Below are 24591 nucleotides of genomic sequence, written 5' to 3'. Positions count from 1 at the left end.
CGCGTGCACATGGTCGGCGTGGGTAAAGATGGGTGCCATGACCGAAGCGCACTCCGCCGGACACGACGACGAACAGGGCAACGATGGCATCCCGGGCACCGTGGTGGTGGTCGGGCCGGACGGCCGCCCGGTCGGCACGGTGCAGACCGACGAGGGCAAGGGCGAGGACCCGACCCGTCTGGTCGAGCAGCCGGCCAAGGTGATGCGGATCGGCAGCATGATCAAGCAGCTGCTGGAGGAGGTGAAGGCGGCGCCGCTCGACGACGCGAGCCGGCACCGGATGCGGGAGATCCACGAGCGCTCGATCGTCGAGCTGAAGGAGGGCCTCGCCCCCGAGCTGCGCGAGGAGCTGGAGCGGATCTCGCTGCCGTTCACCGAGCAGCAGGCGCCGAGCGAGGGCGAGCTGCGCATCGCGCACGCCCAGCTGGTGGGCTGGCTGGAGGGGCTGTTCCACGGCATCCAGGCCGCGCTGGTGGCCCAGCAGATGGCCGCCCGCGTCCAGCTCGAGCAGATGCGATCCGGCCGCCAGGCGCTGCCCAGCGGCCCGGGCGGCGTGATGCCGGGCATGCCGGGGATGCCCGGCGCCGGCGAGGGCCACGCGCCCGGCCAGTACCTGTGACCCGTCGGCCGGGGCGCCGCGCGGTGCCCCGGCCGCTCAGCCCAGCTCGAAGACCTTCTCCAGGTACGCGGCCACACCGTCCTCGGTGTTCGGCCCGGTGACCTCGTGGGCGATCTCCCGTACCGCCGGGTGGGCGTTGGCGACGGCCACCGCCCGTCCGGCCCAGGCCAGCATCGGCACGTCGTTGGGCATGTCGCCGAAGGCCACCACGTCCCGCTCGTCGACGCCGAGCCGCTCCGCGTACCAGGCCAGGCCGGCCGCCTTCGTCACGCCGGCGGCCGAGATCTCGATCAGCCCGCTGTACGACGAGTGGGTCGCCTCGGCCAGCCCTTCCAGCGCGCCCGCCACCACCTGGACGAAGACGTCCGGGTCCTGCTCACCGGCCCGGGCCAGCAGCTTCACCGCGGGCGCGGCCAGCAGCTCCTCCGGCGACTCGACGGCCCGGATCGCGTCGAGGTCGGCGTCCCAGCGCAGCGGGTAGTGCGCCTCGTGCCGCATCTGCCGGCTGTCCACGATCTCCACCGCGAAGCTCACCCCGGGCACCTCGGCGCGCAGGCGCCGGGCCACCTCCGCCAGCAGTTCCGGGGCGAGCGGGTCGGCCCGCAGCACCTGGTCGGTGGCCGGGTCGTACACCACCGCGCCGTTGGCGCAGATCGCCGGCAACGGCTCGGCGAGCTGCTCGTACACCATCTGGAGCCAGCGGATCGGACGGCCGGTGACCAGGACCACCGGCGTGCCGGCGGCGGCGATGCGGGCCAGCACCGCGGCGGTACGCGGGCTGAGCGTCCGGTCGTCGCGCAGCAGCGTGCCGTCGATGTCGGAGGCGACGAGCCGAGGTGGATCTTCCATCACCGGGAGAGTAGCCGGTCCAGGTAGACCGCGACGCCGTCGTCGTCGTTGCGCAAGGTGATCTCGTCCGCCGCGGCGCGTACCTCCGGGTGGGCGTTCGCCACCGCCACCCGGGCCCATCCCGCCCAGCCGAACATCGGCAGGTCGTTCGGCTGGTCGCCGAAGACCAGCACGTCGGCCGGGTCCACGCCGAGCCGTTCGGCGATGACGCTGAGCCCGCTGGCCTTGTCGGTGCGCGGCGGGCAGATCTCGACGAAGTCGAGCCCGGCCTGGGTGAGCGTCGCCACGTCCGGCGGCACGATCGCCCGCGCCGCGGCCAGCAGCTCGTCCACGTGGTGGTCGGCGGTACGGGCGAACGCCTTGATCACGTCGCAGGACAGGCACTCGACCCGGCTGCGGGCCTCGAACCGGTCCGGGTAGGGCCAGCTCGGGTGGTAGTCGCCCCAGAGCGGCGCGTCGTGTTCGTCCGACGCCTCCACCATCACGGTGAGCGGGCCCACCGCCGCCTCCAGGTCGGTGAGGATCCGGGCCAGCACCTCACCGGGCAGCCGCTCGTCCCGCAGCACCAGGGGCCCCTCCGGGTCGCTCTGGTCCACCACCCGGCCGCCGCCGGCCATCACCAGGAAGTCGGCGGCCCGGATGTCGTTACGGGTGAGCTCGGTCAGGCGCGGTCCGCGGCCGGTCGCGCCGACCACCGGGATCCCGGCGGACCGCACCCGGTCCAGCACCCGATGGGTGTACGCGGAGACGGTCTCGTCGCTGCGGACGAGCGTGCCGTCCAGGTCGGTGGCGATCAGCTTGGGCAGTCCCGGGCGGGTCATGGTTCCTCCTTCGCCCGCCGCCGTCACGCCGGCCGACCAGGTCCTCGGTGCCGCGACCATGGGACGGCGGGCAGCAACCGTATCTCGCGGAACGGACGGCAACCACAGCTTTCCGGCGAATCGGCGGCGAAGCTCCGGTGGCCGCCGGACGCGCTGCCGGAGCTGGTTCAGTACGCCCGTTCGGGGCCGGCGAACGGCACCGTGGGCTGCACCGTCAGGTCCGCCGGGCCCGGGGGCACGTCGTCCTCGTCCGCCCGGCGGCGGCGCTCGGGCCGGTCCTCGTCCGGCTCCCCGTCGGTGGAGGTCACGCCGGCCGCCCGGCCGGCCAGGTGCAGCGCGGCCGCCAGCAGTGCGACAGCGACGAACGCGCTGACCAGGCCGCGTCCGTGCTCGACCTGAAGGCTCTGCTCGCTGACGAAGAACAGAATGCGCCGGGCCAGCTGTTCGAGGGAGGCGGCGGTCGCGACCAGCACCCCGAGCACGGCCGCCGCGAGACCCAGCCCGGCCAGCCGGGCGTGCTGCCGCACCGCCGGGGCACCGCGCAGCGCCAGCCCCACCGCCACCGACAGCCCGAGCAGGCCCACCAGGTACGCCGTACCGAGCCCGCCGATCTCGGAGATGCCGCTGGTCAACCGGGCCGGTGCGTCCTCGCCCCGGGTCTCGGCCGGCACGGTGATCGTCAGCCATTCGCCGATCAGCGAGGCCAGCGCGGCCACCGCGCCGAGCCCGGTGAGCACGGGCGGCAGACGGCGGTCCCGGCCCAGCGCGGCGAGCGAGCGCGCGGCCCGGCCGGACGACTCCGGCTCGGTGTCGCCCCACTCGACGATCGTGGTGTCGTCGGACCTGGTGTCCTGCATGGGGATTCGCTTGTCCTGCCGGGGAACGGGGAGATCCTGCGACATGGCCACCCTTCCCGTACGCGGGCCTGCGTCGAATCATGGCACAGCCCGCTCCCGCCGGCCCGGATCGCGACCCCGGGGTCCGGTGCGGGGCGGCCCGCTTTCGGTTAGCGTCGGTGCCATGCCTATCCGTACCGCATCCGCTCGCTGGCAGGGCAACCTCACCGAGGGGTCCGGCACCGTCCGCACCGGCAAGGGCGGCCTGTCCGGCAACTACTCCTTCAAGTCGCGCTTCGAGGAGGGCGAGGGCACCAACCCCGAGGAGCTGATCGGCGCCGCGCACGCCGGCTGCTTCTCGATGGCCCTCTCCAAGCAGCTCGCCGACGCCGGCGCCCAGGAGACGGCGGTGGAGACCACCGCCAAGGTGCACTTCGACAAGACCGACGCCGGCATGACAGTGACCCGCATCGACCTGGAGACCGTGGGTCAGGTTCCGGGCATCGACCAGGCCGAGTTCACCAAGCTCGCCGAGGCGGCCAAGGAGAACTGCCCGATCTCCCGGCTGCTGTCGCCGGGCGCGCAGATCACGCTGAACGCCCGTCTGGCCTGACATCGCGTACGGCACGGCGGGGGTGTCCTGCGGGACGCCCTCGCCGTGCGGTGTGCCCGATCCGGAGGGAGTGACCGGGCCGCGTGGCCGTGGAGATGAGCCGGGACCGGTTCGAGGAACTGGTCGGCGAGGCGCTCGACGAGGTACCCGAGGAACTGCTCGGGTTGATGAGCAACGTGGTCATCCTGGTGGAGGACGACCCGCCGCCGGGTGAGGACCTGCTCGGCCTGTACGAGGGGCACGCGCTCACCTCTCGCGGCTGGGACTACTCCGGCGTGCTGCCCGACCGCATCCTGATCTACCGAAACCCGATCCTGGCGATCTGCGACACCGACGACGACGTCGTCGACGAGGTCGCGATCACAGTGGTGCACGAGATCGCCCACCACTTCGGCATCGACGACGAGCGCCTGCACGCCCTGGGCTGGGGCTGACCGGCCTCCGGCGCGTCCCCGCCCGGCTGATCCCGGCGGTTGCGCCGGTCCCCTAACCTGCGGATCAGGCAGATCCTGATGCAGGAGGAAAACCCATGCGCAGCGCGCTGTTCTCCGCGGAGAACCTTGAGAAGGAGTCCCAGCAGCCGGGCATGCGGTTGCAGAACTCCAAGATGCTGAAGATCGAGTTGAACGGCGAGGCGATGGCCCGGGTCGGGTCGATGGTCGCCTACCAGGGGCAGGTGCAGTTCCAGGCGCTCGGCTCCGGCGGCATCGGCAAGTTCATCAAGCAGCGGCTCACCGGTGAGGGCGTGCCGCTGATGAAGGTCTCCGGGCGCGGTGACGTCTTCCTCGCCGACTTCGCCAAGGACGTGCACATCATCGACCTGGAGCCGGGCGACGCGCTGTCCATCAACGGCTCCAGCGTGCTGGCGTTCGACTCGACGCTCCAGTACGACATCAAGATGGTCGGCGGTGCCGGTTTCGCGTCCTCGTCCGGCCTGTTCAACTGCGTCTTCACCGGCCACGGCCGGATCGCCATCACCACCAAGGGCACTCCGGTGGTGCTCAACGTGGACGCCCCGACGTACGTGGACCCGCAGGCGGCCGTCTGCTGGTCGGCGAACCTCCAGACCGGCTACCACCGTGCCGAACAGCTCGGCCTCGGCACGCTGCTCGGCCGCAGCACCGGTGAGGCGTTCACGATGAGCTTCGCCGGTCAGGGCTTCGTCGTGGTCCAGCCCTCGGAGGAGCCTCCGGTGGCCGGCAGCGGCTCCCAGCAGCAGGGCGGCGTGCTCGGCGGCCTGTTGCAGTGACCGTCCGGTGCCCGGGGCGTCCGCCGAGGTCGCCCCGGGCCGGTCAGCTCAGCTCGCCGGCCCGCAGCCGGGCCACCCAGGCCGCCGCGTCGGCGTAGTCGGCGTCGGTGAGCCCCGGCGGCACCGGCGTCTGCTGGTCACCCGCCGCCGTGCTCCAGCGGTGCCGGGGGTACGACCCCAGGAACCGAACGTCCGCGCAGACCCGGCGCAGCCCCTGCAACGCCTCGCCGAGGCGTACGTCGGCGACGTGCCCGGCACAGTCCAGGAAGAACACGTAGCGGCCGAGCGCCTCGCCGGTCGGGCGGGACTCGATCCGGGTCATGTTCACGCCGCGTACGGCCAGCTCCATCAGCACCGCCAGCAGCGCGCCCACCCGGTCGTGGGCGAGGCACACCGCGAGCGAGGTCAGATCGTCGCCGGTGGGCGGCGGGGGCGGCCCGGGGCGGGACACCAGCGCGAACCGGGTCACCGCGTCCGGGTGGTCGGCGATCTTGTCGGCCAGCACCGCCAGGCGGTGCCGGCTCGCGCCGATCGGGGCGCAGATGGCGGCGTCGTACTCGCCGCTCGCCGCCCCGGCCGCGGCGGCGCCGTTGGATAGCACGTCGACCACTGTGGCGTCCGGCAGGTGTTCCCGCAGCCAGCCCCGGCACTGGGTGGACGCCTGCGGGTGGGCCGCGACGGAACGGACGTCGGACAGCGTGGTGCCGGTGCGGGCGGCCAGCACGAACTCCACCGGGAGGACCACCTCGCGGGTGATCACCAGCGGGTCGCCCTCGACCAGCTCGTCGAGCGTCACCCCGACCGCGCCGCCGATGGAGTTCTCCAGTGGCACCAGCGCCGCGTCCGCCTCTCCGGCGCGTACCGCGTCGAGTGCCTCGCCGACGCTGCGGGCCGGCGTGCGGTCCCCGCGCTCGGCGGCGGGCACCGTACGCAGGGCCTGCTCGGCGAAGGTGCCCTCGGGGCCCAGGTAGACGAAGCGGGTCGGCGGTGTTCCCGGCATGCCGACCAGCCTACGCACCCGGCGTGCCGTCGCAGGCCAGGGTACGGATGCCGGCCGGCGCCACGGTCCGCACCTCGACGCCGCACACGTCCGTGCCGGCGGTGACCAGCCGCGGCGTGCCGCTCTCGCCGCGCGTGACCACCTGCAACTCCTCGTGCCCGGTGACCGACAGCACGGTGTACTGCCAGCCGTCGGCGCAGAGCGGACCGGTCGACACGGTGACCCGGACGTCGCGGGGCAGCACGCCGGCGGAGCCGCGCAGCAGCGCGACGATCCGGTCGCCGGAGGGCCGCCCCCGGCAGGGCGCCGCAGACGCCGGCGCGGACGGGGAGAGCGTGGACGGGAGAACCGGTACGGGTGGGGTCGGCGTGGCGCTCGGGCTGGGCGAGGCGGACGCCGACGGGACCGGAGTGGCGGCGGCGGGTGGCGGGGCTCGCAGCTCGGGCGGGGTGCCGCAGGAGGCGAGGGCGAGCAGCGTCAGCAGCGCCAGCGGGCGCCGGCGGCGTCGGGGGTGAGGGGTGCGGGGCACGGGGGCGTCCTCGGGCATCGAGGGATGTCGTCGTACGGTGGGGCCGAGGTCATCGTAGGAGCAGGACCGGCCCGGGTGAAGCGCGCCGGGTCAGACGGCGGAGAGGAAGGTGAGCGACCCGGCCACCGCGCCGTCGGTGAGCACCGGCGTGGAGATGGCGTCGACGGTCCGGCCGGCGTCGGAGCCGGGCCCCTGCACCCGCAGCAGGCCGCGGGCGAGCCGCCCGGAGTGCAGCGCGAGCAGCGGCGGGATCTTGTCGGTCTCCTGCTCGGTCAGCTCGCTCGGGCTCGCCGTGAAGTCGACGAGGCGCAGGCCGCCCTCCAGCAGCGGCAGGCCGATCACGTCCTCCGGGGCGCCCAGGCAGAGCAGGTCGCAGCCGGACGAGGAGATCGCCACGACGGTGGTGCCGGCGTCGATCAGCAGGCACGGCTCGGCGGCCCGGGAGACCATGCCGGACCACTGCCCGAAGTTGTCGGACTCCTGCTCGGTGGATGCCGCAGGCGCGAACACTTCCGAGAGTGAGAGTTCGACGTGGGCCACCGCGCCTCCTATGTACACCGACGGTCTGTCCACGCTAGCCGGTCGGTGCGGCGGAAGCATCGGCTGCCGGGCGGCCGGCGACGGCGCGGACCGACGGAACCAGTCGGGGGCGGTGCCGTGGGCCGCGTGGCGTCGCCGGAGACGTTACCGGCGGGCGGCCCGCTTGTCAGCGGCCGTTCGGCCCTCGTCATACCACCGGTAGTCGGCGGTTGGACGGTACGTGCCGTTGAACCACGTGGCCGGCGCCTGCGCGACGCGGGAGAGCTTCTCGGCGGTGGCCGGACTGATCCGGTTCCCACCGGCCACGAGCAGGCGGTCCAGCTCGCGGTGGGTGGCCATGAGGCAGTCCTTCGGCAGGCCGTAGACGCTGATCACCCCGGAGCCGACGAACGTCAGCACCGGCGTCACCGGAATGGGTAGGCCGACCGCGTCGGAGAGGGCCTTGCTGGCGCGCTTGGCGTCCCGGCGGGCCTCCTGCACGTACGGCGGGCGCTTGCCGTTGATCTGGACCACGTCACCGGCCACCAGCACGCGGGCCCGGCCGTGGTCGGCGATGGTGACCGCGAACAGACCGCTCGGGCCGATGGCCAGGAACCCGGCCCGGTCGTCGCGGCCGCGGTCGAGCAGCATGTCGGCCGGGTCCGTCCGGGGCCACTCTATGACGTGCCAGGCGGGACCGAGGTGGTCGAGTTGGCCCAGGGCGCGAGCCCCTGCCGCTTCCAACCGGCGGGCCCCCCGCTCCGCCCGGCGACGCCGGGCCCACTCCAATGGAGTCGGTCGGGCCGGCTCGAGCACCGAGGTGGGCTCGACCCGGGAGTGCGGCACCGTGCGGGGCGGCAACGCCCTGCTCGGTACAGCCTGACGAGCGGGAAAGACAGTCATCGCGACCTCCGGCAAAAGGTCTCTCGAAGTTATGTCTCCACTACCCTACGTTGCGCCCCCGGGGGCTCGGCAAGTTGGACCGCCGGAGTGAGTGCGGATGAATGCCATATTCATTCACACTTCTTTTCCGGATGGTGCGTAAGCCTGCCCTAGGCTGCGTGGGTGACCCACTATGTGGACAGCGAAGTCGCCCGGCTCGGGACGGTGCTGCTGCACCGCCCGGGACCGGAACTGGCCCGCCTCACCCCACGCAACAACGACAGCCTTCTGTTCGACGCTATCCCATGGGTGGGACGCGCGCAGGAGGAGCACGACGCGTTCGCGGCGGCGTTGCGGTCCCGCGGGGTCGAGGTGCTCTATCTGGCCGACCTGCTGGCCGAGACGCTCGCCGTACCCGACGCCCGGGCCGAACTGACCGAGCAGGTGCTGCGGTCCCGCCGGCTCGGCCACACCCTGCGGCGCCGCGTCGCCGACCATCTGGCGTACCTCGATCCGGCCGGGCTGGCCGACGTGCTCACCGCCGGGCTCGCCCACGAGGAACTGCGGCTCGGCGCCGACCGCCCCGGCGGCCTGGTCTGGACGCTCATGGACCGGCACGACTTCGTCATCGACCCGCTGCCCAACCTGCTGTTCACCCGCGACTCGTCGGTCTGGATCGGCGACCGGGTCGGCGTGACGAGCCTGGCCATGCCGGCCCGGCGGCGGGAGACCACGCTCACCGACGCGATCTACCGCTACCACCCGCGCTTCGTCGGCACCGAGTTCGTCTACCACCCCCGGATGGAGCACCTGGAGGGCGGCGACGTGCTGCTGCTCGCGCCGGGGGTGCTCGCCGTCGGCGTCGGCGAACGCACCACCCCGGCCGGCGCGGAACGGCTGGCCCGGCAGGTGTTCGCGGCCGGCCTGGCGCACACCATCCTGGTGGTGCCGATCGCGCAGGAACGCGCCACCATGCACCTGGACACCATCTGCACGATGGTCGACGTGGACGCCGTGCTGATGTACCCGAACGTCGCCCACGAGCTGTCCGCGTACACGGTCATCGCCGGCGCGGACGGCGACGACCTGCGGGTCGACGGCCCCGCGCCGTTCCTGCGGGCCGCCGCCGACGCGATGGACCTGGACCAGCTCCGGGTGATCGACACCGGTCTGGACCCGGTCACCGCCGAACGCGAGCAGTGGGACGACGGCAACAACACGCTCGCGCTCGCGCCCCGGCTGTGCGTCGGCTACGAGCGCAACGTGGAGACCAACGCGCAACTGGAACGCGCCGGTATCGAGGTGATCGCGATCGCCGGGTCCGAACTGGGCTCCGGGCGGGGCGGCCCGCGCTGCATGTCCTGCCCGCTGGTGCGGGAGAAGGGCGGGGCCGCCTGACCCGGAGACGTCAGCGCAGCGTCAGCTGGCGGCCGAGCAGGCCCTGGCGGGCCCGGCGGCCGGCCGCGTCGAGCGGCTCCCGCTCCGCGACCGCCTCGGCGTAGCGCTTGGCGAACTCCGCCACCGGCGCCTCCCACTCGGCGGCCGGGGTGTCCTCCGGCAGGTCCCAGACCGGCGCGAGGCGCCCGTGCGCCCGGAACATGCCCGCGAACTTCGTGTCGTCGCCGAGCGTCAGCGCGCCCGCCGCGGCGAGCCGGGACAACGCGTCGAGCGCGGTGTCCTCGTCCTCCGGCAGGACCAGGCGCACGTGGGCCTTCTCCGGCACCTGGCACCAGTACGCGGCCGGCGCGGCGGCCAGCTTGACGGTCGGGTAGATGGCCGAGTTGGCCCGCTCCAGGGACGCCTGGACGTTCAGGTCGTCGGCGGCACCCGGGTCGAGCCAGAAGTCGAACCCGTCGTGCATGGTGATCTCCAGCGGGCCGTCCACCAGGATGTCCTGGAGGCGGGGGCCCGGCCCGGGCAGCGGCGGCACGCTCACCTGGCCGCCCGGCTCGGTGCGCAGCGCGGAGATCAGCGCGTCGGCCAGGTCGCGGGAGACGTCGCCGGACTGCTGGTGCCGCTGCAGGCCGATGAAGACCCGCCCGTCCGGCTTGGTCATCGCCGGTGCGGCCATCGGCAGCACAGTCGCCAGCGTGACCGGCCGGTCGCCGTACTCCTCGATCAGTTCCGGGGTCAGCCGCAGCGGCGCGGACGCCGCCGGGACCAGCTCGCGCAGGGCGATCCACTCCGGCTCGTCCGCCAGGCCCTCGAACGGCCGGGGCACGAAGACGTCGCGCACCTTCTCCCGCTTCGGGGTGGCCTCGCCGGCCCGCTGGTTCTTCCGACGCTTGCTCATGCGCCCGCTCCGCTCCGCTCGGTCATGGCGAGACAGCCTAGATGCCGGGTCTCGGCGGCGGGGGCCGGACCCGTCCGCCGCGTCGGTCAGCCGGCGGCGACCAGGTCGGTCCGCTGCGCCGGGACCGGCTCGAACCGCGCCCACACGCTCTGGCCCAAGCCGTCGCGCTCCACGCCCCAGCCGCTGGCGAGCCCGGCGACGATGTGCAGCCCGCGGCCGTCGGCCGCGTCCGGCGAGGCGGTACGCATGCACGGGCCGGCACCGGAACCGCCGTCGGTGACCCGCAGCTCGACGCTCGGCCCCTGCTCGGTCGGGCGCAGCCGCCAGGCGACCCGCACCACCCCGCCGGGCAGGGAGTCGGCGTGCCGGACCGCGTTGCCGACCAGCTCGGCGAGGACCGCGACCAGGTCGGCCACCAGGCCCGGGGGTACGACACCGGTCAGCTCGTCGGCGAGCCGATGCCGGGCCAGGCGCGCGCCGGTGGCGTCGTGGGGCACCACCACGCACCACGACCGTTCGGCCGGACCAGTCGACACGTCGTTCCTTCCCCGCCCGTGAGCGCCCCGGTCAACCCCGGGGCAGCCGCACCTCTGCGACCGTACCGCCACCGGGTCTGGGCCGGAGGGATACCCATCCATTCTGCTGTTCAACGATCTGGCGGACGAGATAGAGACCGAGCCCGGCACCGGGATACCGGCGGCGGTCGCCGGACTCCCCCTGCCAGAACCGGTCGAAGGCCCGCTCCACGTGTTCCGGCCGGATGCCGATGCCCCGGTCGGCGACCCGGAACGAGACGGTCCGCTCGTTCGCCTCGGCGGTGATCTCGATCGGTGTGTCCGGCAGCGAGTACTTCCCGGCGTTGGTGCCCAGTTCGGTGAGCACCGTGGCGAGGCTGTGCCGGTCGCCGAGCGCCTTGGGCAGGTCGGCGGGCAGGTCGAGCACGACCCGGTGCCGGACGTCCGCCGGCAGGTCCACCACCGCCGCGCGCAGCGCGTCGACCAGGTCGAACGGCGCGGCCGGTTCACCGCCCGGACGGTTCTCGGTGGCGGTGGTCAGCAGCCGGTCGACCAGGCGGGCCAGTTCGTTGGCGCGCTGGCCGATGATCCGGGCGGCCTGCCTGCGGTCGCCGTCGCTCAGCGAGTCCCAGTGGTCGGTGAGCGTGTCCGCGTACCCCTTGATGACGGTGACCGGGGTGCGCAGTTCGTGGCTGGTCACCGCGACGAACAGGTCCCGGTCGTGGTCGCGGCGCTGCTGGTCGGTGGTGTCGCGGAAGCTGACCACGCGCAGCGCGTTCGGGCCGGGCAGTTCGCCGGAGGTGATCCGCAGCCAGCGGCCGTCCGGCAGCCGGTGGTCGAGCACCTGGCCGGGCGGCGGCAGCGGGAACGGCAGCGGCCGGCTCAGTGCCTCGTCCGCCGGCCGGCCGGTCACCTCGACCGCGGCCGGGTTCCAGAGCCGGACCCGGCCGTCCCGGTCCACCACCGCGAGGCCGTCGGCGAGCGCCGCCACGACCGGGCCGTCCCCGTGTACGGGCAGGCCGGTCTGGTCGCCGTACATGTGGGCGATGCAGGCGGCGATGTAGCCGATGACGGCGCGTTGCGAGGGTTGCAGCGGCTCGCCCAGCGGGTAGAGCGCGTGCAGGCTGCCGATGGTGAGCCCGCCGATCTCGGCGCGCGCCACGATCATCCGGCAGAGGCCCCGGCCGGCGACCTCGTCGGCGAGCGCACCGGGGATCGCGTCGACCCGGACCTCCCGTACCGGCGGGCCGGCGAGCAGGCAGACGGTGGCCGGGTCGGTGGCGGGCAGCGGGCGGCCGAGGACGAACTCGGCGCTGCCGGTCGCGGCGACGACCCGTCCGCCGGCCGGGGTGAACTCCACGAAGACCAGGCCGGCCGCGCCGACCGCGGGTTCGACCTCGCGGAGCAGGCGGGTGAGGACGGCGAGGCCGGACTCGCCCGAGTTGATCATGTTGATCACTGCGGTGTGGCCGGCGATGAAGGCGGGGTAGTCGGTTCGCTCCGGCATGTCCCGAGTGTGCCGCGCCGTCCGCGTCCGGGACACCCCCGGCCGGTCGACCGTCTCCGGTACCGATCGACGGGGCTCACCGGCCCAACCGGGCCAGCGCGTGGGCCGGCCGGTCGGTGATCACCCCGTCCACGCCCGCTTCCAGCACGAGTTCCAGGTCCTCCGGCTCGTTGACGGTCCAGACGTACACCGAGTTGCCGGCGGCGCGCAGCGAGGGGACCAGGCGGGGGCGGGCCCGGACCAGGTCCACGCCGGGGCCGGCGATCCGGGCGCCGAACGGCAGCCGGCCCAGCGGCAGCAGGCGCGGCAGCACCTCCAGCAGCAGCACGGTGGGCAGCGCCGGCGCGAGTTCCCGGACCCGGCGTACGGCGAGCGGCGAGAACGACATCACCGTCACCTGGACCGGATGCTCCGGCCGTGGTTCGGCCAGCCCGTACCGGCGCAGCATCTCGACCAGGCGCCGCTCGACCTCGCCCCGGTAGCGCGACGGGTGCTTGGTCTCGATCAGCAGCCGGACCGGCCGCCCGGCGGCCAGCACCGCGTCGAGCAGCCGCTCCAGCGTGAGCAGCCGGGTGTGCGACTCGTCGAGCGGCACGTCGTCCTCGGCGAGCGTCGCGGCCCGGTGCCAGGAACCGAAGTCCAGCGCCTCGAGTTCGGCGAGCGTTCGCGCGCTGACCAGGCCGTGGCCGTTGCTGGTGCGGTCCAGCCGGCGGTCGTGCACGCAGACCAGGTGCCCGTCGCGGGTCAGCCGGACGTCGCACTCCAGCCCGTCCGCGCCCTCGTCCAGGGCGCGCAGGTAGGCGGCGAGTGTGTGCTCCGGCAGGTCGTACGAGGCGCCGCGATGGGCGAAGACCAGGGGGACGGTCATGGCCGCGTCACCGGCTCAGGCGACCCGGCCCGGCTGCCCGTCGTCGGTGACCACCGGACGGCCCGCGGCGGCCCAGTCGCCCATCCCGCCGTCGACGTTGCGGACCTGGTCCCAGCCGTTGCGCATGAGGTAGCCGACCACCTGGGCGGACCGGCCGCCCGAGCGGCAGATCACCGCCACGTCGCGGTCCTGCGGGATCTCGGCGATCCGGGCGGGCAGCTCGGTCATCGGCAGGTGGTGGGCGGCCGGCGCGTGGCCGGCGGCCCACTCGTCGTCCTCGCGGACGTCGAGCAGGTAGATGTCGTCGGGCACGGCCGACGCGGGCACGCTGGGTAGTGAGGCTCCGAACACGGTAACCAAGCCTAGTCGCCCGCGGCGCTCACAGCCGGTTGACCCAGCGCGGGTTGGCGCCGGCCCACTCCGGCACGCGCGTGTCGCGCAGCGCGCCGAACAGCCCGGCGCCGCCGTCGTCCAGCACCACGTACGAGACGCCGTCGATGGTCTGCGGGTAGGAGGGCACCTGGACCCCGCGCAGGGCGTCCGCGGGCAGGCCGCGCAACGCGAACAACAGCTCGTCCAGGGGTACGCCGTTGGTGTCCACGGTCAGTGCCCCGCCGGCCGCGCGCAGCACCCGGTCCAGCTTGACCGGGTCGCTGCGCAGCCGTGTCTCGCCCGCCCGGTCGAGCACTGCTCGCAGCATCTGCTGCTGGTGCCGCTGCCTGTCGAAGTCGCCACCGGGCAGGTCGTAGCGCTGCCGCACGTAGTCGAGCGTCCGCGCGCCGTCCATCTGCTGGCAGCCGGCTTCGAACTGGTACCGGGTGTGGATCGAGCGCACCGGCGTGTCCACGCACATCCGGATGCCGCCGAGCTGGTCGATCACCTCCTTGAAGCCGGAGAAGTCGACGAGTGCCGCGCCGTCGAAGCGGATCCCGGTGAGCCGGTTTAGGGTGGTGCTGAGCAGGCGCGCGCCACCCTCACCGCCGCCGCCGTGCTCGTACGCGGCGTTGACCTTGTCCTGGCCGCCAGGGAAGCCCGGTGCCGGCGGGAGCGCCACCAGCAGGTCGCGCGGCACGGAGATCAGGTACGCCTGCCGCATCCCGGCCGGTACGTGCACGATCAGGATGCTGTCCGAGCGCTGGTCCTCCGGGTTGGCGCCGGGCCGGTGGTCGGAGCCGATCAGCAGGTAGTTGAGCGCGCCGTCCAGGTCCGTCCGCTTCTTCCGGGCGGCCGGGTCGAGCAGTTGCTCCTTGGCCACCGTGCGGTCGTAGCGCGAGGTGAGCCAGTGCAGCCCGGCGACGCCGAGCGTGGCGAGCAGGACCAGGGCGAGCCCGGCGCCGAGCAGGAATCGGGCCCAGCGGACGGGTCCACCCCGCCCGCGTCGGTTCCGTGCTGGCCTGGACGTGACGATCCCCCCGTAGCCGCGACATGAGACCCGCTCACGTCAGGCTACGGGGGGATCGGCCGACCGGTATCGCTTTCGCGCAGGTCAGCGGGTCATTTACGGGTGGAGAGGACGTCCGGGTTGTTCACCACGAAGTCGGCCAGCTTGTCGTTCTTGACCGCCCTGAACATGTCCATGCTGACCTCGTTGAGGATCTCCCGGTTGCCGTTGCCGTTGAAGGTGCCGCCGTTGGTGCGGAGCATGACCAAATCGTTGCCGGTCACACCCTTCATGGTGAAGATGAAGTCCTCGATCGACACACCGCCAGTGTCCAGGACGAACGCCTTGCCGGCCGCCTTGATCAGCGCGTTCAGCTTGATCGGGTTGGTCAACGTCCCGCTCTGGCTCGCCTTCTTCGCCATCGCCTTGATCAGTTGCTGCTGGTTCTGCTGCCGGTCGTAGTCGCCGTTGCGGAGTGTCTTGCGCTGCCGGGAGTAATCCAGCGCCTGCCACCCCTCCATCTCCTGGCAACCCTTCTTGTAGCTCACCGGCTTCATCCTCTTGCCGGTCTTCTTGGCGTCCGCGTTCCACATCGGCTTGCCGTCGACGTACGACATGTGCAGCGAAGAGACGTCCTGGGTCACGCAGATGTTGACCGTGCCGATCGCGTCGATGACATTCTTGAAGCCGCCAAAGTTGATGATCGCGGCGCCGTCGAAGCTGATGCCGGTCATGCCCTTGATCGTCTTGGCCATGAGCTGGGCACCGCCCTCCCAGCCACCGCCGTTCTGTGCGCCGTGGAAGAAGGCGGCGTTGATCTTGTCGACGCCGCCTCGGTATCCGCTCTTCTCAAAGGCCGGGATGCGGGCCTCGGTGTCCCGGGGGATCGAGATCAGGTAGGCCTGGTCGTGGCTGGCCGGGATGTGCAACACGATGATCGTGTCCGACCGGACGTCGTCGGCGGCCCAGCGGGCCCGCGCGTCCACGCCGAGCAGCAGCATGTCGATCGGGCCTTCGAGGCTGCTGCCGCCCTCGGCCTCGGTCTTGCCCGCTTCGCCGAGCAGATTGCGCTGGGCGATGTTGTCGGTGGCCTGGCCGATCACCGCCTTGCTGCCGACGATCGCGACGCCGCTGGTCACCATCAGCACCGCGCCGAGCACCAGTGTGAGCTTGGCCCAGAGCGGGTCCTTGCGCTTGGTGCGCTTCTTCTTGCCACCGCCGGGACCGCGACCGCCGGAACCGGGCTGTGTGGGGATGACCGGAGGGACCCGCCCGGATGATCCGGGTGCCGGTGACTGCGGGCGACGGCTGGTCTGGACCGACATGCGTGCTCCAGCTCGGTGATCGGGGGCGGGACCACTTTACGTATCTGTTCCCGTATTCGCGACCTCGTAGGCTCGCAATTCCCGTCAATACCGGCCTACATCCTCGGGTTGTGGCCGAACGGGCAGGGGTAAGGAGCCGGTCGGCGGTTGGCCTCCGTGGTGGCGAGGCCCTAGCGCTCGTTACCGGTCATGTCGTGCCGGCGTCAGCCGCCCGCGTTGTCGCCCGAACCCTTCTGGTTGGCCTGCATCCACTCGGCCATCCGGTCCGCGGCGATCGCCTTGTACATCGCCAGCGCCTTCTCCCGGTCGGAGACCACCACCGACTGGCCGTCGATGGTCTGGCCGCCCAGGTGCGGGCTGGTGACGAACGTCAGGTTCTCGCCCCGCAGGCTGCGGAACTGCACTGCCATGTCGGTCAACGAGAATCCCTGGTCGACCGTGACGGCGGCGGTGACCGCCTTGAGGAAGTCGTTCAGCTTCTTCGGGTTGGTGAGCGTCCCGGTGCTGGCCGCCTTGTCCATCAGCGCCTTCAGGAACTCCTGCTGGTGCCGCATCCGGGCGAAGTCGCCGTCCGGGAACTGCTTGCGCTGCCGGACCCAGTCCAGAGCCTCGGCGCCGTTCATGTGGTTCACGCCCTTCGTGAACGTCCGGTACGGCTTGTGGATCGAGGTGATGGTCCGCTCCACCTTGAGGTCGACCCCGCCCAGCGCGTCGGTGACCTCCTTGAAACCGCCGAAGTCGATGGCCATGACGTGGTCGATCCGTACGTCGGTGAAGCACTCCACGGTCTTCACCGCGAGCGGCAGGCCGCCGAACGCGAACGCCGCGTTGATCTTGTTGCGCGAGCCCGAGTCGCAGGACGCGCCGGCGCTCTCCGGAATCGGCACGTACAGGTCACGCGGCACCGAGACCAGGTAGGCGCTCTTGTGGTCGGCCGGGATGTGCATGACGATCACGGTGTCCGCGCGCCACTTGCCGGAACCGTCGACAGGGGCGTCCGGATCCCGCGAGTCGCTGCCCACGAGCAGGATGTTGAACGCGCCCTCGACCTGCTTGGCCGGCCGGCCGCCGGTGATCCCGGCGAACGGGTCGGTGCGCGCCAGGTCGTCGTCCAGGTTGCGGGCGTAGAACCACGCGCCGAGGCCGCCGAGCAGCGCCAGCACCAGCACCGCGACACCCGCCACCAAGCCGATGCGCCCCCAGCGCGGCCGGGGGCCACGCCGCCCGGACCCGCCCGGACCGCCACCGCCCGGACCACCGGGCCCGGTCGGCCCGGTCGGCCCGGCCGGACCGCCGGGACCGCCGGAGCGGGGCGCCTCGTCGTGTGCGGGGTACCACCTGGTTTCCGAGGGCCGGGCGCGCCCGGTGGCGGCCCGGTCGGAGCCGGGAACCGAGGCGCGGCCCGCGCCCCGGCTGAGGTGTCGGGGGATCGGGGCGCCGGCAGACGAGGTCGCTGACATGTAACCGAGGGTAGGTCGGCCGGGCCACCGACGCCCTCGTACGCGCGCCGATGTCAGCCGCGTCCCCGGCGGGTTCAGTACCCGAGACGCCCGCGGAAGTACTCGATCGTGCGTCGGAGGCCGTCTTCGGGCGTGACGCTCGGCTCGTATCCCAGCAGTTCGCGGGCGAGGGTCAGGTCCGGACGGCGCATCTCCGGGTCATCGGAGGCACGAGTGATGTAGCTCACCTCGGACGTGCTTCCGGTGAGTGACACGATCGTCTCGGCCAGTTGCCGCATCGACATCTCGTGCTCGGTGCCGCAGTTGATCGGCCCGGTCTGGGTCGAGTCGAGCAGCAGCAGGATGCCGCGCACCAGGTCGTCGACGTAGCAGATCGAACGGGTCTGGTTGCCGGTGCCGTGCACGGTGATCGGCTCGCCGCGCAGCGCCTGGGAGATGAACGTCGGGATGGCGCGGCCGTCGTCCGGGCGCATCCGCGGGCCGTACGTGTTGAAGATCCGCACGATCGCGGTGTCGGTGCCCCGGCTGCGGTGGTAGGCCATGGTGGCCGCCTCGGAGAAGCGCTTCGCCTCGTCGTAGACGCTCCGGATGCCGATCGGGTTGACGTTGCCCCAGTACGTCTCGCGCTGCGGGTGCTCCTTGGGGTCGCCGTACGCCTCGGAGGTGGAGGCCATCAGGAACCGCGCGCCGTCGTCGGTGGCCCGCTCCAGCAGCGCCAGCGTCGCCACCGAGCCGACCCGGAGGATCTCCACCGGCAGCTTCTCGAAGTCGGTGGGGCTGGCCGGGGACGCCATGTGCAGGATCGCGTCGAACCGCTCGGCCATCGCCGGGTGCTGCGGCAGCCCGTCGGAGATGTCCGCCTCGACGAGCGTGAAGGTCGGCTCGTCCAGCAGGTGGGCCACGTTGTCCTTGGACCCGGTCACGAAGTTGTCCAGCACCACGACGGTGCAGCCGCGCTCGACGAGCCGGTCGACGAGGTGGGACGGGACGAAACCGGCGCCGCCGGTGACGAGGATGCGGTGTCCGGAACCGAAGCGGGGAGCGACCTTCATGGCGGTCAGCCTATACACGCGAGGCGGGGCCCCCGCGTAAGGCAGGGGCCCCGCTCGACTGTGGTGCTCAGTGGGCGCCGGCTCCGGTGAGCGAGCGCACCTCCAGCTCCGCGTACTTCTCCTCGTCGCTCTCCTTGGACAGGATCGTGCCGAGCCAGCCGCACAGGAAGCCGAACGGGATCGAGATGATGCCCGGGTTCGACAGCGGGAACCACTGCCAGTCGTGGTCGGGGAACATCGCCGTCGGCGCGCCGGAGACGACCGGCGAGAAGAAGACGAGCACCACGGCGGCGAGCAGGCCGCCGTAGATGGCCCAGACCGCGCCCGAGGTGTTGAACCGCTTCCAGAACAGGCTGTAGAGGATCGCCGGCAGGTTGCCCGACGCGGCTACCGCGAACGCCAGCGCGACCAGGAACGCCACGTTCAGGTTCTGCGCGTAGATCGACAGGACGATCGAGATCGCGCCGATGACCAGCGCGGAGACCCGGGCGACTGTCACCTCCTGCCGCTCCGACGCCTGCCCGTTCTTCATCACGTTGGCGTAGAAGTCGTGCGCCAGGCTGGACGACGACGCCAGGGTGAGCCCGGCGACCACCGCGAGGATCGTGGCGAACGCGACCGCTGCGATGATCGCCAGCAGTGTCGCGCCGCCCAGGTCCCCGCCGAGGAACTGTTCGCCCAGCTTCTCGGCGAGCTGTGGCGCCGCGGTGTTGCCGGCCTTGTCCTGTGCGGTGATCTCCGACCCGCCGACGATCGCCGCCGCGCCGAAGCCCAGCGCCAGGGTCAGCAGGTAGAACGTGCCGATGATGCCGATCGCCCAGAGCACGCTCTTGCGGGCCGCCCGCGCGGTCGGCACGGTGTAGAAGCGGATCAGGATGTGCGGCAGGCCGGCCGTGCCGAGGACCAGCGCGATGCCCAGCGAGAGCAGGTCCATCTTGCTGTAGAACGTCTTCAGCGCGTCCCCGGGTGTCTCCACGCCGTAGCGCAACCCGGGTTCGAGGAACGCCGCTCCCTTGCCCGAGGCGCTGGCCGCGTCGCCGAGCAGCGAGGACAGGTTGAACTTGTACTTGGCGAGCACCAGCAGCGTCATCGCCAGCGCGCCGCCCATCAGCAGGAACGCCTTGACGATCTGGACGTACGTGGTGCCCTTCATGCCGCCGACCGTCACGTAGATGACCATCAGGGCGCCGACCATGATGATGGTGGCGACCTTGGCGGTGTCGGCGTCCATGCCGAGGAACGTGGTGCCCGGCTTGATGCCGAGCAGCAGGGCGACGAGCGCGCCGGCGCCGACCATCTGGGCCAGCAGGTAGAAGATCGACACCGTGATGGTGGAGACCGCCGCCGCGGTCCGGACCGGCCGCTGCCGCATCCGGAACGCCAGCACGTCCGCCATCGTGTACCGGCCGGAGTTGCGCAGCAGCTCGGCCACGAGCAGCAGCGCCACCAGCCAGGCGACCAGGAAGCCGATCGAGTAGAGGAAGCCGTCGTAGCCGTAGAGCGCGATGATGCCGGCGATACCCAGGAAGGACGCCGCCGACATGTAGTCGCCGCCGATCGCCATGCCGTTCTGGAAGCCGGAGAAGGACCGGCCGCCGGCGTAGAAGTCGGTGGCGGTCTTGGTCTGCCGGCTGGCCCAGACGGTGATCGCCAGCGTGATCGCCACGAAGACCAGGAACAGCGTGATGGTGAGGTTCCGGGCGGTGGTGCTGCCCGCCTCAGCCGCGAGGACCGTGTTCATGGGTCACCTCCCCCATCTCGTCGCGGATCCGGTCGGCGACCGGGTCGATCCGGCGGCTGGCGAACCGCGAGTAGAACCAGGCGATGAGGAACGTGGAGACGAACTGGAGCAGGCCGAAGACCAGGGCGACGTTGATGTTGCCGATCAGCTTCGTGCCCATGAATCCCCGCGCGTACGCGGAGAGGATGACGTAGAGCGCGTACCACAGGAAGAACGCGACGGTCATCGGGAAGACGAAGCCGCGCAGCGTGCGCCGCAACCCGGCGAACTCGTCCGACCGCTGGACGGCGAGGTACCGTTCCGCCGCCGACTCGGCGGGTGCGGACGCGGGTGTGTCCGTGGACATCTGTGGATCACCACCTTCGCAAGGCGTGGGGGAGTTTCGCGCACGGTAGAGAGCGCGCTCCCGGCCCGGGAAGGCTCCGCCGCCCGGCGGCGGACGGCTGCGCCGAACGGCACCCCCACTGCGCCCAGTGACCCACGTCACTCCGCTAACCGGTCACCCCCACCCGGTCGATCATGAGGTTGGCGGCGACGAATCGGACGCGGAACGCGGCCAACCTCATGATCGACGGAGCGAAGCGGAGCGGAGGTCAGCCGGGGAGGTCGTGGTAGCGGCCTCGGTAGTGCAGCAACGGGGGCGTGTCCCGGGGCAGGTCCACCGATTCGATCGTCGCCTCCACCAGCAGGGCCCAGCCGTACTCGCGGGCGGTGTCCAGGCGGCAGCCCGCCCATCCACCGGCGTCCGCGGGCACCGGCCCGTACGGCGTCTCGGTCCAGGTGTCCAGCGCGAACAGGCCGCCGGGCGACGGGAACAGGCTGGCGAAGCGGTCGGCGAGCTGCCGGTGCTGCGGGCCCAGCGGGGCCACCGCGAACCGTCCCGCCTCCTCGATGGCCGCCCACAGGTCCGACTCCGCGTCGACCAGACCGAGCAGCCGGTCCGGCTCACCCTCGGCTACCAGCGTGGAGGAGACGGTCAGCCCGGCCGGGCCGGGCGCGGTCCAGAGCGTCACCGGGGCGGCCAGCCGTCCGCGCAGCCGGCGTACCGGCGAGCGTTGCGCGGCCGGCGCCGCGAACGGGTCGGTGGAGTGGATCTGCGCGCCCGGCTCTGGATTCACGTGAAACATTGTGCCGCCCGCCACCGGGCGAGGTTCGACGGAACGCCCTACCCTGCCGGGCATGAATCTCATCCCCCCGCAGCAGCTCGCCCAGGAACGGGTCGTCGCCGCCGACGCCATCCTCGGCGGCCAGGTCGACCTGCGTGCCTATCCGCACCGGCACCTGCTGGTCAGGGCGAACAACACCTGGGGCCGCAGGGCGTACCAGCCGCTGATGGAAGCGGTCGAGCACCTGTCCAACTACGGCTGGGAGCTGGTCACCATGACCAGTGTCGGCGACGGCCACCACGTCTACGCGGCGATGCGCCGCACCGCCTGACGGCGGGCCGAGACGCACGGATCAGTCGTCGGTGAGCAACCGGCGGGCGGCGGCCAGCACCTCCGGGTCGGCGCAGCCGGCCGCGTACCCGGCGATCCGGCGCCGGATGTCCCGCCCGAGCAGCCACTCCCCGATCCGCTCGGCGACGGGGCGCAGGAACGCCGGGCGGCAGCGGAAGTTGTACCGCCACGTCGCGACAGTGGTGCCGGGATCCGGGCCGGGAGCGAACCGCCAGCCGCCGCCGAACCGCTCGAAGAACCACGGTCCGCGCACCATCTTCATGCCGACGTTCGTCGGCGGCGACCAGGAGACGTACTCGCTGACCATGACCAGGCCGTGCCGGGAGCGGGTGTACGTGCGCACGCCCCGCCCGGGCCGCGTCGCGCCGTCGACGAAGTGCTGTTCCCGGACGAACGGATCCCAGCGGTACCGCACCGGGGCGGTGGTCTGGGAGACGGCGAACGCCAGCTCCGGGGGGACCGGGACGGTGACGACCGCTTCGACGACAGGCATCAGCGCCTCGGGGTGACATTCGCCAGCAGCTCCGGCTGCCGGTGGTCGAGCGTGTCCCCGGCCATGTACGCGCCGAGCAGCGCCGCGCCCCCGCCGTACGCCAGGCCGAGCGGCAGCGCCAGCCAGAGCCACACGTCGCCGAGCAGCGCGGCGGCCACCACGAACGGCACCGCCACCACCGCCGAGCCGACCATGGAGACCAGGGTGAGCAGACCCTTGGTGAAGCCCGCGCCGCTGTTCAGGGCGAACGGGTTGCTCGACTCGGGCAGCGAGTACGCGCCGAGCACGGAGACGAACGCGTTGATCGCCAGCCCGCAGCCGTACGCGGCGAACAACGCGCCACCCATCACGCCGAGCCATTCGGGCCGGCCGAGGACGACCGCCAGCGCCACCGCGATCACCACGAGCATCGGCACCACGTAGATCGAGAACGCGGCCATCCGCGCCCGCAGCTCCACCCGCCCCGGCACACCGGCGACCACGTTCGCCGCGTACGAGCTGCCGTCGAAGCCGAACTGGTTGGCCAGCGTCAGCGACGCGAGCGCCCCGACGAAGATCATGGACAGGCTGACCAGCGCCGGTGAGGAATCGGCGCCACCGAGTTCCGCCCCACCCTCGGTGGTGAACGACACGCCGCCGAGGTTGACCATCACCGGCACGAACACGCCGACCACGGCGACCGTAATGAGGTTGGCCCGGCGGCGGGCGTCCCGCCACCAGTAGCGGCATTCGCGGGCGACGAGCGCGCCGAACCGGTCCCGCCGGGCCCAGCCCACCGCGCGGGGGAAGAGCTGCGCGACCGCGCCGCCGGCCACAGCGCGCGGCGTCCGCGCGGGGCCGCTGCTCGCCGCGCCCACCATCGCCGTCTCCAGCGACCGGGACCACCAGAACAGGAGTACGCCGAGCGTCGCGAGCGCGATCAGCAGCTTCACCACCGCCGCGCCGGTCCGCCCCTGGGCCACGTCCAGACCGGCGGTCCACGGTGCGCCGAACGGCGTCCAGCCGACCACCCGGGCGACACCGTCCAGCCGGTCCCAGTCGGTCTGCCGTACCGCGGCGAGCACCAGCAACTGCAACGGCCCGAGCAGCGCGGCCAGCACCGCGAGCAGCACGGCGGCCAGGTCGCGGACCCGGCGAGAGCGCAGCATCGTCGCGAACGCACTTGTGAGCGCGCGGGCACCGGCCAGGCAGACGAGCAGCCCGACGACCACGCCGAGCGCGCCGACCAGTGCGGCCGCCCATCCACCGAGCGCACCGGCGGTGACCACCAGCCCGGCCGCCGTGATCGCTGTCGCCAACGCCGGCACGCTGACCAGGGCGGCGGCGAGCAGGCCGGTGACCAGGGTGCGGCGGGACAGCGGCAGCAGCGCGAACCGGGCCGGGTCGAGCGTCTCGTCCACGCCGAAGAAGACGAGCGGCAGGAGCAACCAGCCGAGCGTGAGCAGGCCACCGCCGAAGGCGGCGATCATCAGCGCGTACCGGGACTCACCGGCCAGGCCCGGCGCGGCCAGCAGGAAGAACCCGACGGCGGCGAACCAGAGCCCGAACAGCAGGCCGAGGACGAACAACGCGACCCGCCAGGTCTGGCCCCGGAAGTTGTTGCCGAGCACCCGCAGCTTGAGCCGGACGAAGTGCCAGGGCGACACCCGCCGGGCCGGGCGCTCGGGCACGGTCACCGGGACAGCCACGACAGCTCCTCGCCGGTCGCGGTCCGGCCGCCGACCACCTCCACGAAGACGTCCTCCAGTGACCGGTCGCCGCGCACCTCGGTCAGCGTGCCCACCCGCTTGATCCGGCCCTCGGCCAGGATCGCCACGTGGGAGCAGAGCCGCTCGACCACCTCCATCACGTGGCTGGAGAAGATCACCGTGCCGCCGCCGCCGACGTACCGGTGCAGGATGTCGCGGATCAGCGCCGCCGAGACCGGGTCGACGGCCTCGAACGGCTCGTCCAGCACCAGCAGGCGCGGACCGTGCAGCAGCGCGCAGGCCAGCCCGATCTTCTTCTTCATGCCCGCCGAGTAGTCGACCACGAGCGTGCGGCCGGCGTCGGAGAGCGCCAGCACGTCGAGCAGCTCCGCCGCCCGCTGGTCGACCACCGCCGGGTCCATGCCGCGCAGCAGACCGTGGTACGCCAGCAGCTCCGCCCCGCTCAGCCGGTCGAAGAGGCGTACGCCGTCCGGCATCACACCGAGCAGGCTCTTGGCGCGTACCGGGTCGGCCCAGACGTCGTACCCCAGCACCCGCGCCTCACCGGCGTCGGGCCGCAGCAGGCCGACGGCCATGGAGAGGGTGGTGGTCTTGCCCGCGCCGTTCGGGCCGAGCAGGCCGTAGAACGAGCCGGTCGGCACGGCGAGGTCGACGCCCGCCACCGCGACCTTGGTGTCGAAGCGCTTGGCCAGACCACGAAGGGACAGCGCCGGGTGCTGATCGGTCATGGTCCGACCGTATCGGGCTCCGGCCAGGGGCTGCTCGGACGGCAGGATGATCTCGCATCATCCCTGAGAGGTACGAGTCGCATTGCCGACGGCCTGCAACCGGCGACCCGGGCGGTGGGTGTCAGTCCCAGGGACGGCAGCGGGG

The 24591-nt window shown here is 72.4% G+C and carries 28 protein-coding genes; 6 read left to right on the top strand and 22 right to left on the bottom strand.

All coding sequences use genetic code 11. The features are described from left to right. The first annotated feature begins 28 nt into the window (after positions 1–28). Entirely contained in the window at positions 29–619 is a 591-nt protein-coding gene (locus tag AC2CHG_RS01910) for a bacterial proteasome activator family protein (protein WP_135242545.1), read from the top strand. Between the two features lie 36 nt (positions 620–655). On the opposite strand, the gene AC2CHG_RS01905 is transcribed toward AC2CHG_RS01910, so the two are convergent. The 3 genes from AC2CHG_RS01905 to AC2CHG_RS01895 form a co-directional block, all read right to left on the bottom strand. After that, positions 656–1468, bottom strand: a complete 813-nt coding sequence (locus AC2CHG_RS01905; RefSeq protein WP_262012958.1) for an HAD family hydrolase — start codon at positions 1466–1468, stop codon at positions 656–658. Beyond that, positions 1468–2289 carry an HAD family hydrolase gene (locus AC2CHG_RS01900; protein WP_262012959.1) on the bottom strand — a complete coding sequence of 274 codons (822 nt, stop codon included), beginning with the start codon at positions 2287–2289 and terminating at the stop codon, positions 1468–1470. Before AC2CHG_RS01900 ends, AC2CHG_RS01905 begins: the two co-directional genes overlap by 1 nt. A gap of 167 nt (positions 2290–2456) precedes the next feature. Further along, positions 2457–3146, bottom strand: coding sequence for a hypothetical protein (locus tag AC2CHG_RS01895; protein ID WP_262012960.1), 690 nt, complete (start codon positions 3144–3146; stop codon positions 2457–2459). Positions 3147–3309: 163 nt separating this feature from the next. Here AC2CHG_RS01895 and AC2CHG_RS01890 point away from each other — a divergent pair, with 163 nt between their 5' ends. From AC2CHG_RS01890 to AC2CHG_RS01880, 3 genes are all read left to right on the top strand, one after another. Beyond that, complete coding sequence (locus AC2CHG_RS01890; protein WP_013289315.1) at positions 3310–3738, top strand: OsmC family protein; 429 nt, start codon at positions 3310–3312, stop codon at positions 3736–3738. Between the two features lie 89 nt (positions 3739–3827). Then, entirely contained in the window at positions 3828–4172 is a 345-nt protein-coding gene (locus AC2CHG_RS01885; RefSeq protein ID WP_262013027.1) for a metallopeptidase family protein, read from the top strand. Positions 4173–4267: 95 nt separating this feature from the next. Next, complete coding sequence (locus AC2CHG_RS01880) at positions 4268–4987, top strand: AIM24 family protein (protein ID WP_262012961.1); 720 nt, start codon at positions 4268–4270, stop codon at positions 4985–4987. Positions 4988–5030: 43 nt separating this feature from the next. Here the strand turns inward: AC2CHG_RS01880 and pheA are convergent, their stop codons facing one another. The 4 genes from pheA to AC2CHG_RS01860 all read right to left on the bottom strand — a co-directional run bounded on the left by pheA (position 5031) and on the right by AC2CHG_RS01860 (position 7938). Next, positions 5031–5987, bottom strand: a complete 957-nt coding sequence (gene pheA, locus AC2CHG_RS01875; protein WP_262012962.1) for a prephenate dehydratase — start codon at positions 5985–5987, stop codon at positions 5031–5033. Between the two features lie 10 nt (positions 5988–5997). After that, positions 5998–6534 (bottom strand): hypothetical protein, encoded by a 537-nt coding sequence (locus AC2CHG_RS01870; protein WP_262012963.1) that lies wholly within the window; start codon positions 6532–6534, stop codon positions 5998–6000. A gap of 72 nt (positions 6535–6606) precedes the next feature. Next, positions 6607–7056 carry a hypothetical protein gene (locus AC2CHG_RS01865; protein ID WP_013289310.1) on the bottom strand — a complete coding sequence of 150 codons (450 nt, stop codon included), beginning with the start codon at positions 7054–7056 and terminating at the stop codon, positions 6607–6609. Between the two features lie 144 nt (positions 7057–7200). After that, positions 7201–7938, bottom strand: coding sequence for a hypothetical protein (locus AC2CHG_RS01860; RefSeq protein WP_194800337.1), 738 nt, complete (start codon positions 7936–7938; stop codon positions 7201–7203). Positions 7939–8100: 162 nt separating this feature from the next. Between AC2CHG_RS01860 and AC2CHG_RS01855 the strand changes: the two genes are divergently transcribed. Further along, a complete protein-coding gene (locus tag AC2CHG_RS01855; RefSeq protein ID WP_262012964.1) occupies positions 8101–9315 on the top strand; it encodes an arginine deiminase in 1215 nt (404 codons plus the stop codon). 10 nt (positions 9316–9325) lie between these two features. Here AC2CHG_RS01855 and AC2CHG_RS01850 read toward each other — a convergent pair whose 3' ends face one another. The 12 genes from AC2CHG_RS01850 to AC2CHG_RS01795 form a co-directional block, all read right to left on the bottom strand. Next, entirely contained in the window at positions 9326–10210 is an 885-nt protein-coding gene (locus tag AC2CHG_RS01850) for a DUF5926 family protein (protein WP_484524029.1), read from the bottom strand. Between the two features lie 86 nt (positions 10211–10296). Next, the gene (locus tag AC2CHG_RS01845; protein WP_355508526.1) at positions 10297–10746 is read right to left on the bottom strand and encodes an ATP-binding protein; all 450 of its coding nucleotides are present in this window, start codon (positions 10744–10746) and stop codon (positions 10297–10299) included. Positions 10747–10777: 31 nt separating this feature from the next. Further along, positions 10778–12232 (bottom strand): sensor histidine kinase, encoded by a 1455-nt coding sequence (locus AC2CHG_RS01840; RefSeq protein WP_262012967.1) that lies wholly within the window; start codon positions 12230–12232, stop codon positions 10778–10780. A gap of 76 nt (positions 12233–12308) precedes the next feature. After that, complete coding sequence (locus AC2CHG_RS01835) at positions 12309–13100, bottom strand: glycerophosphodiester phosphodiesterase (protein ID WP_262012968.1); 792 nt, start codon at positions 13098–13100, stop codon at positions 12309–12311. A gap of 15 nt (positions 13101–13115) precedes the next feature. Continuing rightward, the gene (locus AC2CHG_RS01830; RefSeq protein WP_262012969.1) at positions 13116–13451 is read right to left on the bottom strand and encodes a rhodanese-like domain-containing protein; all 336 of its coding nucleotides are present in this window, start codon (positions 13449–13451) and stop codon (positions 13116–13118) included. Positions 13452–13479: 28 nt separating this feature from the next. After that, on the bottom strand, positions 13480–14355 hold the full coding sequence (locus AC2CHG_RS01825) for an LCP family protein (protein WP_135242531.1): 876 nt from the start codon (positions 14353–14355) through the stop codon (positions 13480–13482). A gap of 239 nt (positions 14356–14594) precedes the next feature. Beyond that, the gene (locus tag AC2CHG_RS01820; RefSeq protein ID WP_357210227.1) at positions 14595–15806 is read right to left on the bottom strand and encodes an LCP family protein; all 1212 of its coding nucleotides are present in this window, start codon (positions 15804–15806) and stop codon (positions 14595–14597) included. Between the two features lie 203 nt (positions 15807–16009). Beyond that, positions 16010–17266, bottom strand: a complete 1257-nt coding sequence (locus AC2CHG_RS01815) for an LCP family protein (protein WP_484524028.1) — start codon at positions 17264–17266, stop codon at positions 16010–16012. Positions 17267–17340: 74 nt separating this feature from the next. Continuing rightward, positions 17341–18318, bottom strand: a complete 978-nt coding sequence (locus AC2CHG_RS01810; RefSeq protein ID WP_355508534.1) for an NAD-dependent epimerase/dehydratase family protein — start codon at positions 18316–18318, stop codon at positions 17341–17343. 67 nt (positions 18319–18385) lie between these two features. Further along, the gene (locus AC2CHG_RS01805; RefSeq protein WP_262012973.1) at positions 18386–20059 is read right to left on the bottom strand and encodes a solute symporter family protein; all 1674 of its coding nucleotides are present in this window, start codon (positions 20057–20059) and stop codon (positions 18386–18388) included. Further along, positions 20037–20405 (bottom strand): DUF485 domain-containing protein, encoded by a 369-nt coding sequence (locus AC2CHG_RS01800; RefSeq protein WP_013289297.1) that lies wholly within the window; start codon positions 20403–20405, stop codon positions 20037–20039. Before AC2CHG_RS01800 ends, AC2CHG_RS01805 begins: the two co-directional genes overlap by 23 nt. Positions 20406–20652: 247 nt before the next feature. After that, the gene (locus AC2CHG_RS01795) at positions 20653–21249 is read right to left on the bottom strand and encodes a flavin reductase family protein (protein WP_484524027.1); all 597 of its coding nucleotides are present in this window, start codon (positions 21247–21249) and stop codon (positions 20653–20655) included. Between AC2CHG_RS01795 and AC2CHG_RS01790 the strand changes: the two genes are divergently transcribed. Next, positions 21239–21496 carry a hypothetical protein gene (locus AC2CHG_RS01790; protein WP_262012975.1) on the top strand — a complete coding sequence of 86 codons (258 nt, stop codon included), beginning with the start codon at positions 21239–21241 and terminating at the stop codon, positions 21494–21496. The two genes, AC2CHG_RS01795 and AC2CHG_RS01790, sit on opposite strands and share 11 nt — an antisense overlap. A gap of 21 nt (positions 21497–21517) precedes the next feature. Here AC2CHG_RS01790 and AC2CHG_RS01785 read toward each other — a convergent pair whose 3' ends face one another. Genes AC2CHG_RS01785 through AC2CHG_RS01775 form a run of 3 tightly spaced genes read right to left on the bottom strand, consistent with a single transcriptional unit; the run spans position 21518 to position 24446 of the window. Next, positions 21518–22009: an SRPBCC family protein gene (locus AC2CHG_RS01785; RefSeq protein WP_402812188.1), complete on the bottom strand. Its 492-nt coding sequence runs from the start codon at positions 22007–22009 to the stop codon at positions 21518–21520. Then, positions 22009–23697 (bottom strand): ABC transporter permease, encoded by a 1689-nt coding sequence (locus AC2CHG_RS01780; protein WP_262012977.1) that lies wholly within the window; start codon positions 23695–23697, stop codon positions 22009–22011. Before AC2CHG_RS01780 ends, AC2CHG_RS01785 begins: the two co-directional genes overlap by 1 nt. Next, positions 23682–24446, bottom strand: coding sequence for an ABC transporter ATP-binding protein (locus AC2CHG_RS01775; RefSeq protein ID WP_135242523.1), 765 nt, complete (start codon positions 24444–24446; stop codon positions 23682–23684). Before AC2CHG_RS01775 ends, AC2CHG_RS01780 begins: the two co-directional genes overlap by 16 nt. Positions 24447–24591 lie beyond the last annotated feature (145 nt).

This window comes from Micromonospora sp. ATLC20, from assembly GCF_057196585.1.
This window is presented reverse-complemented; position numbering and strand designations above follow the sequence as displayed.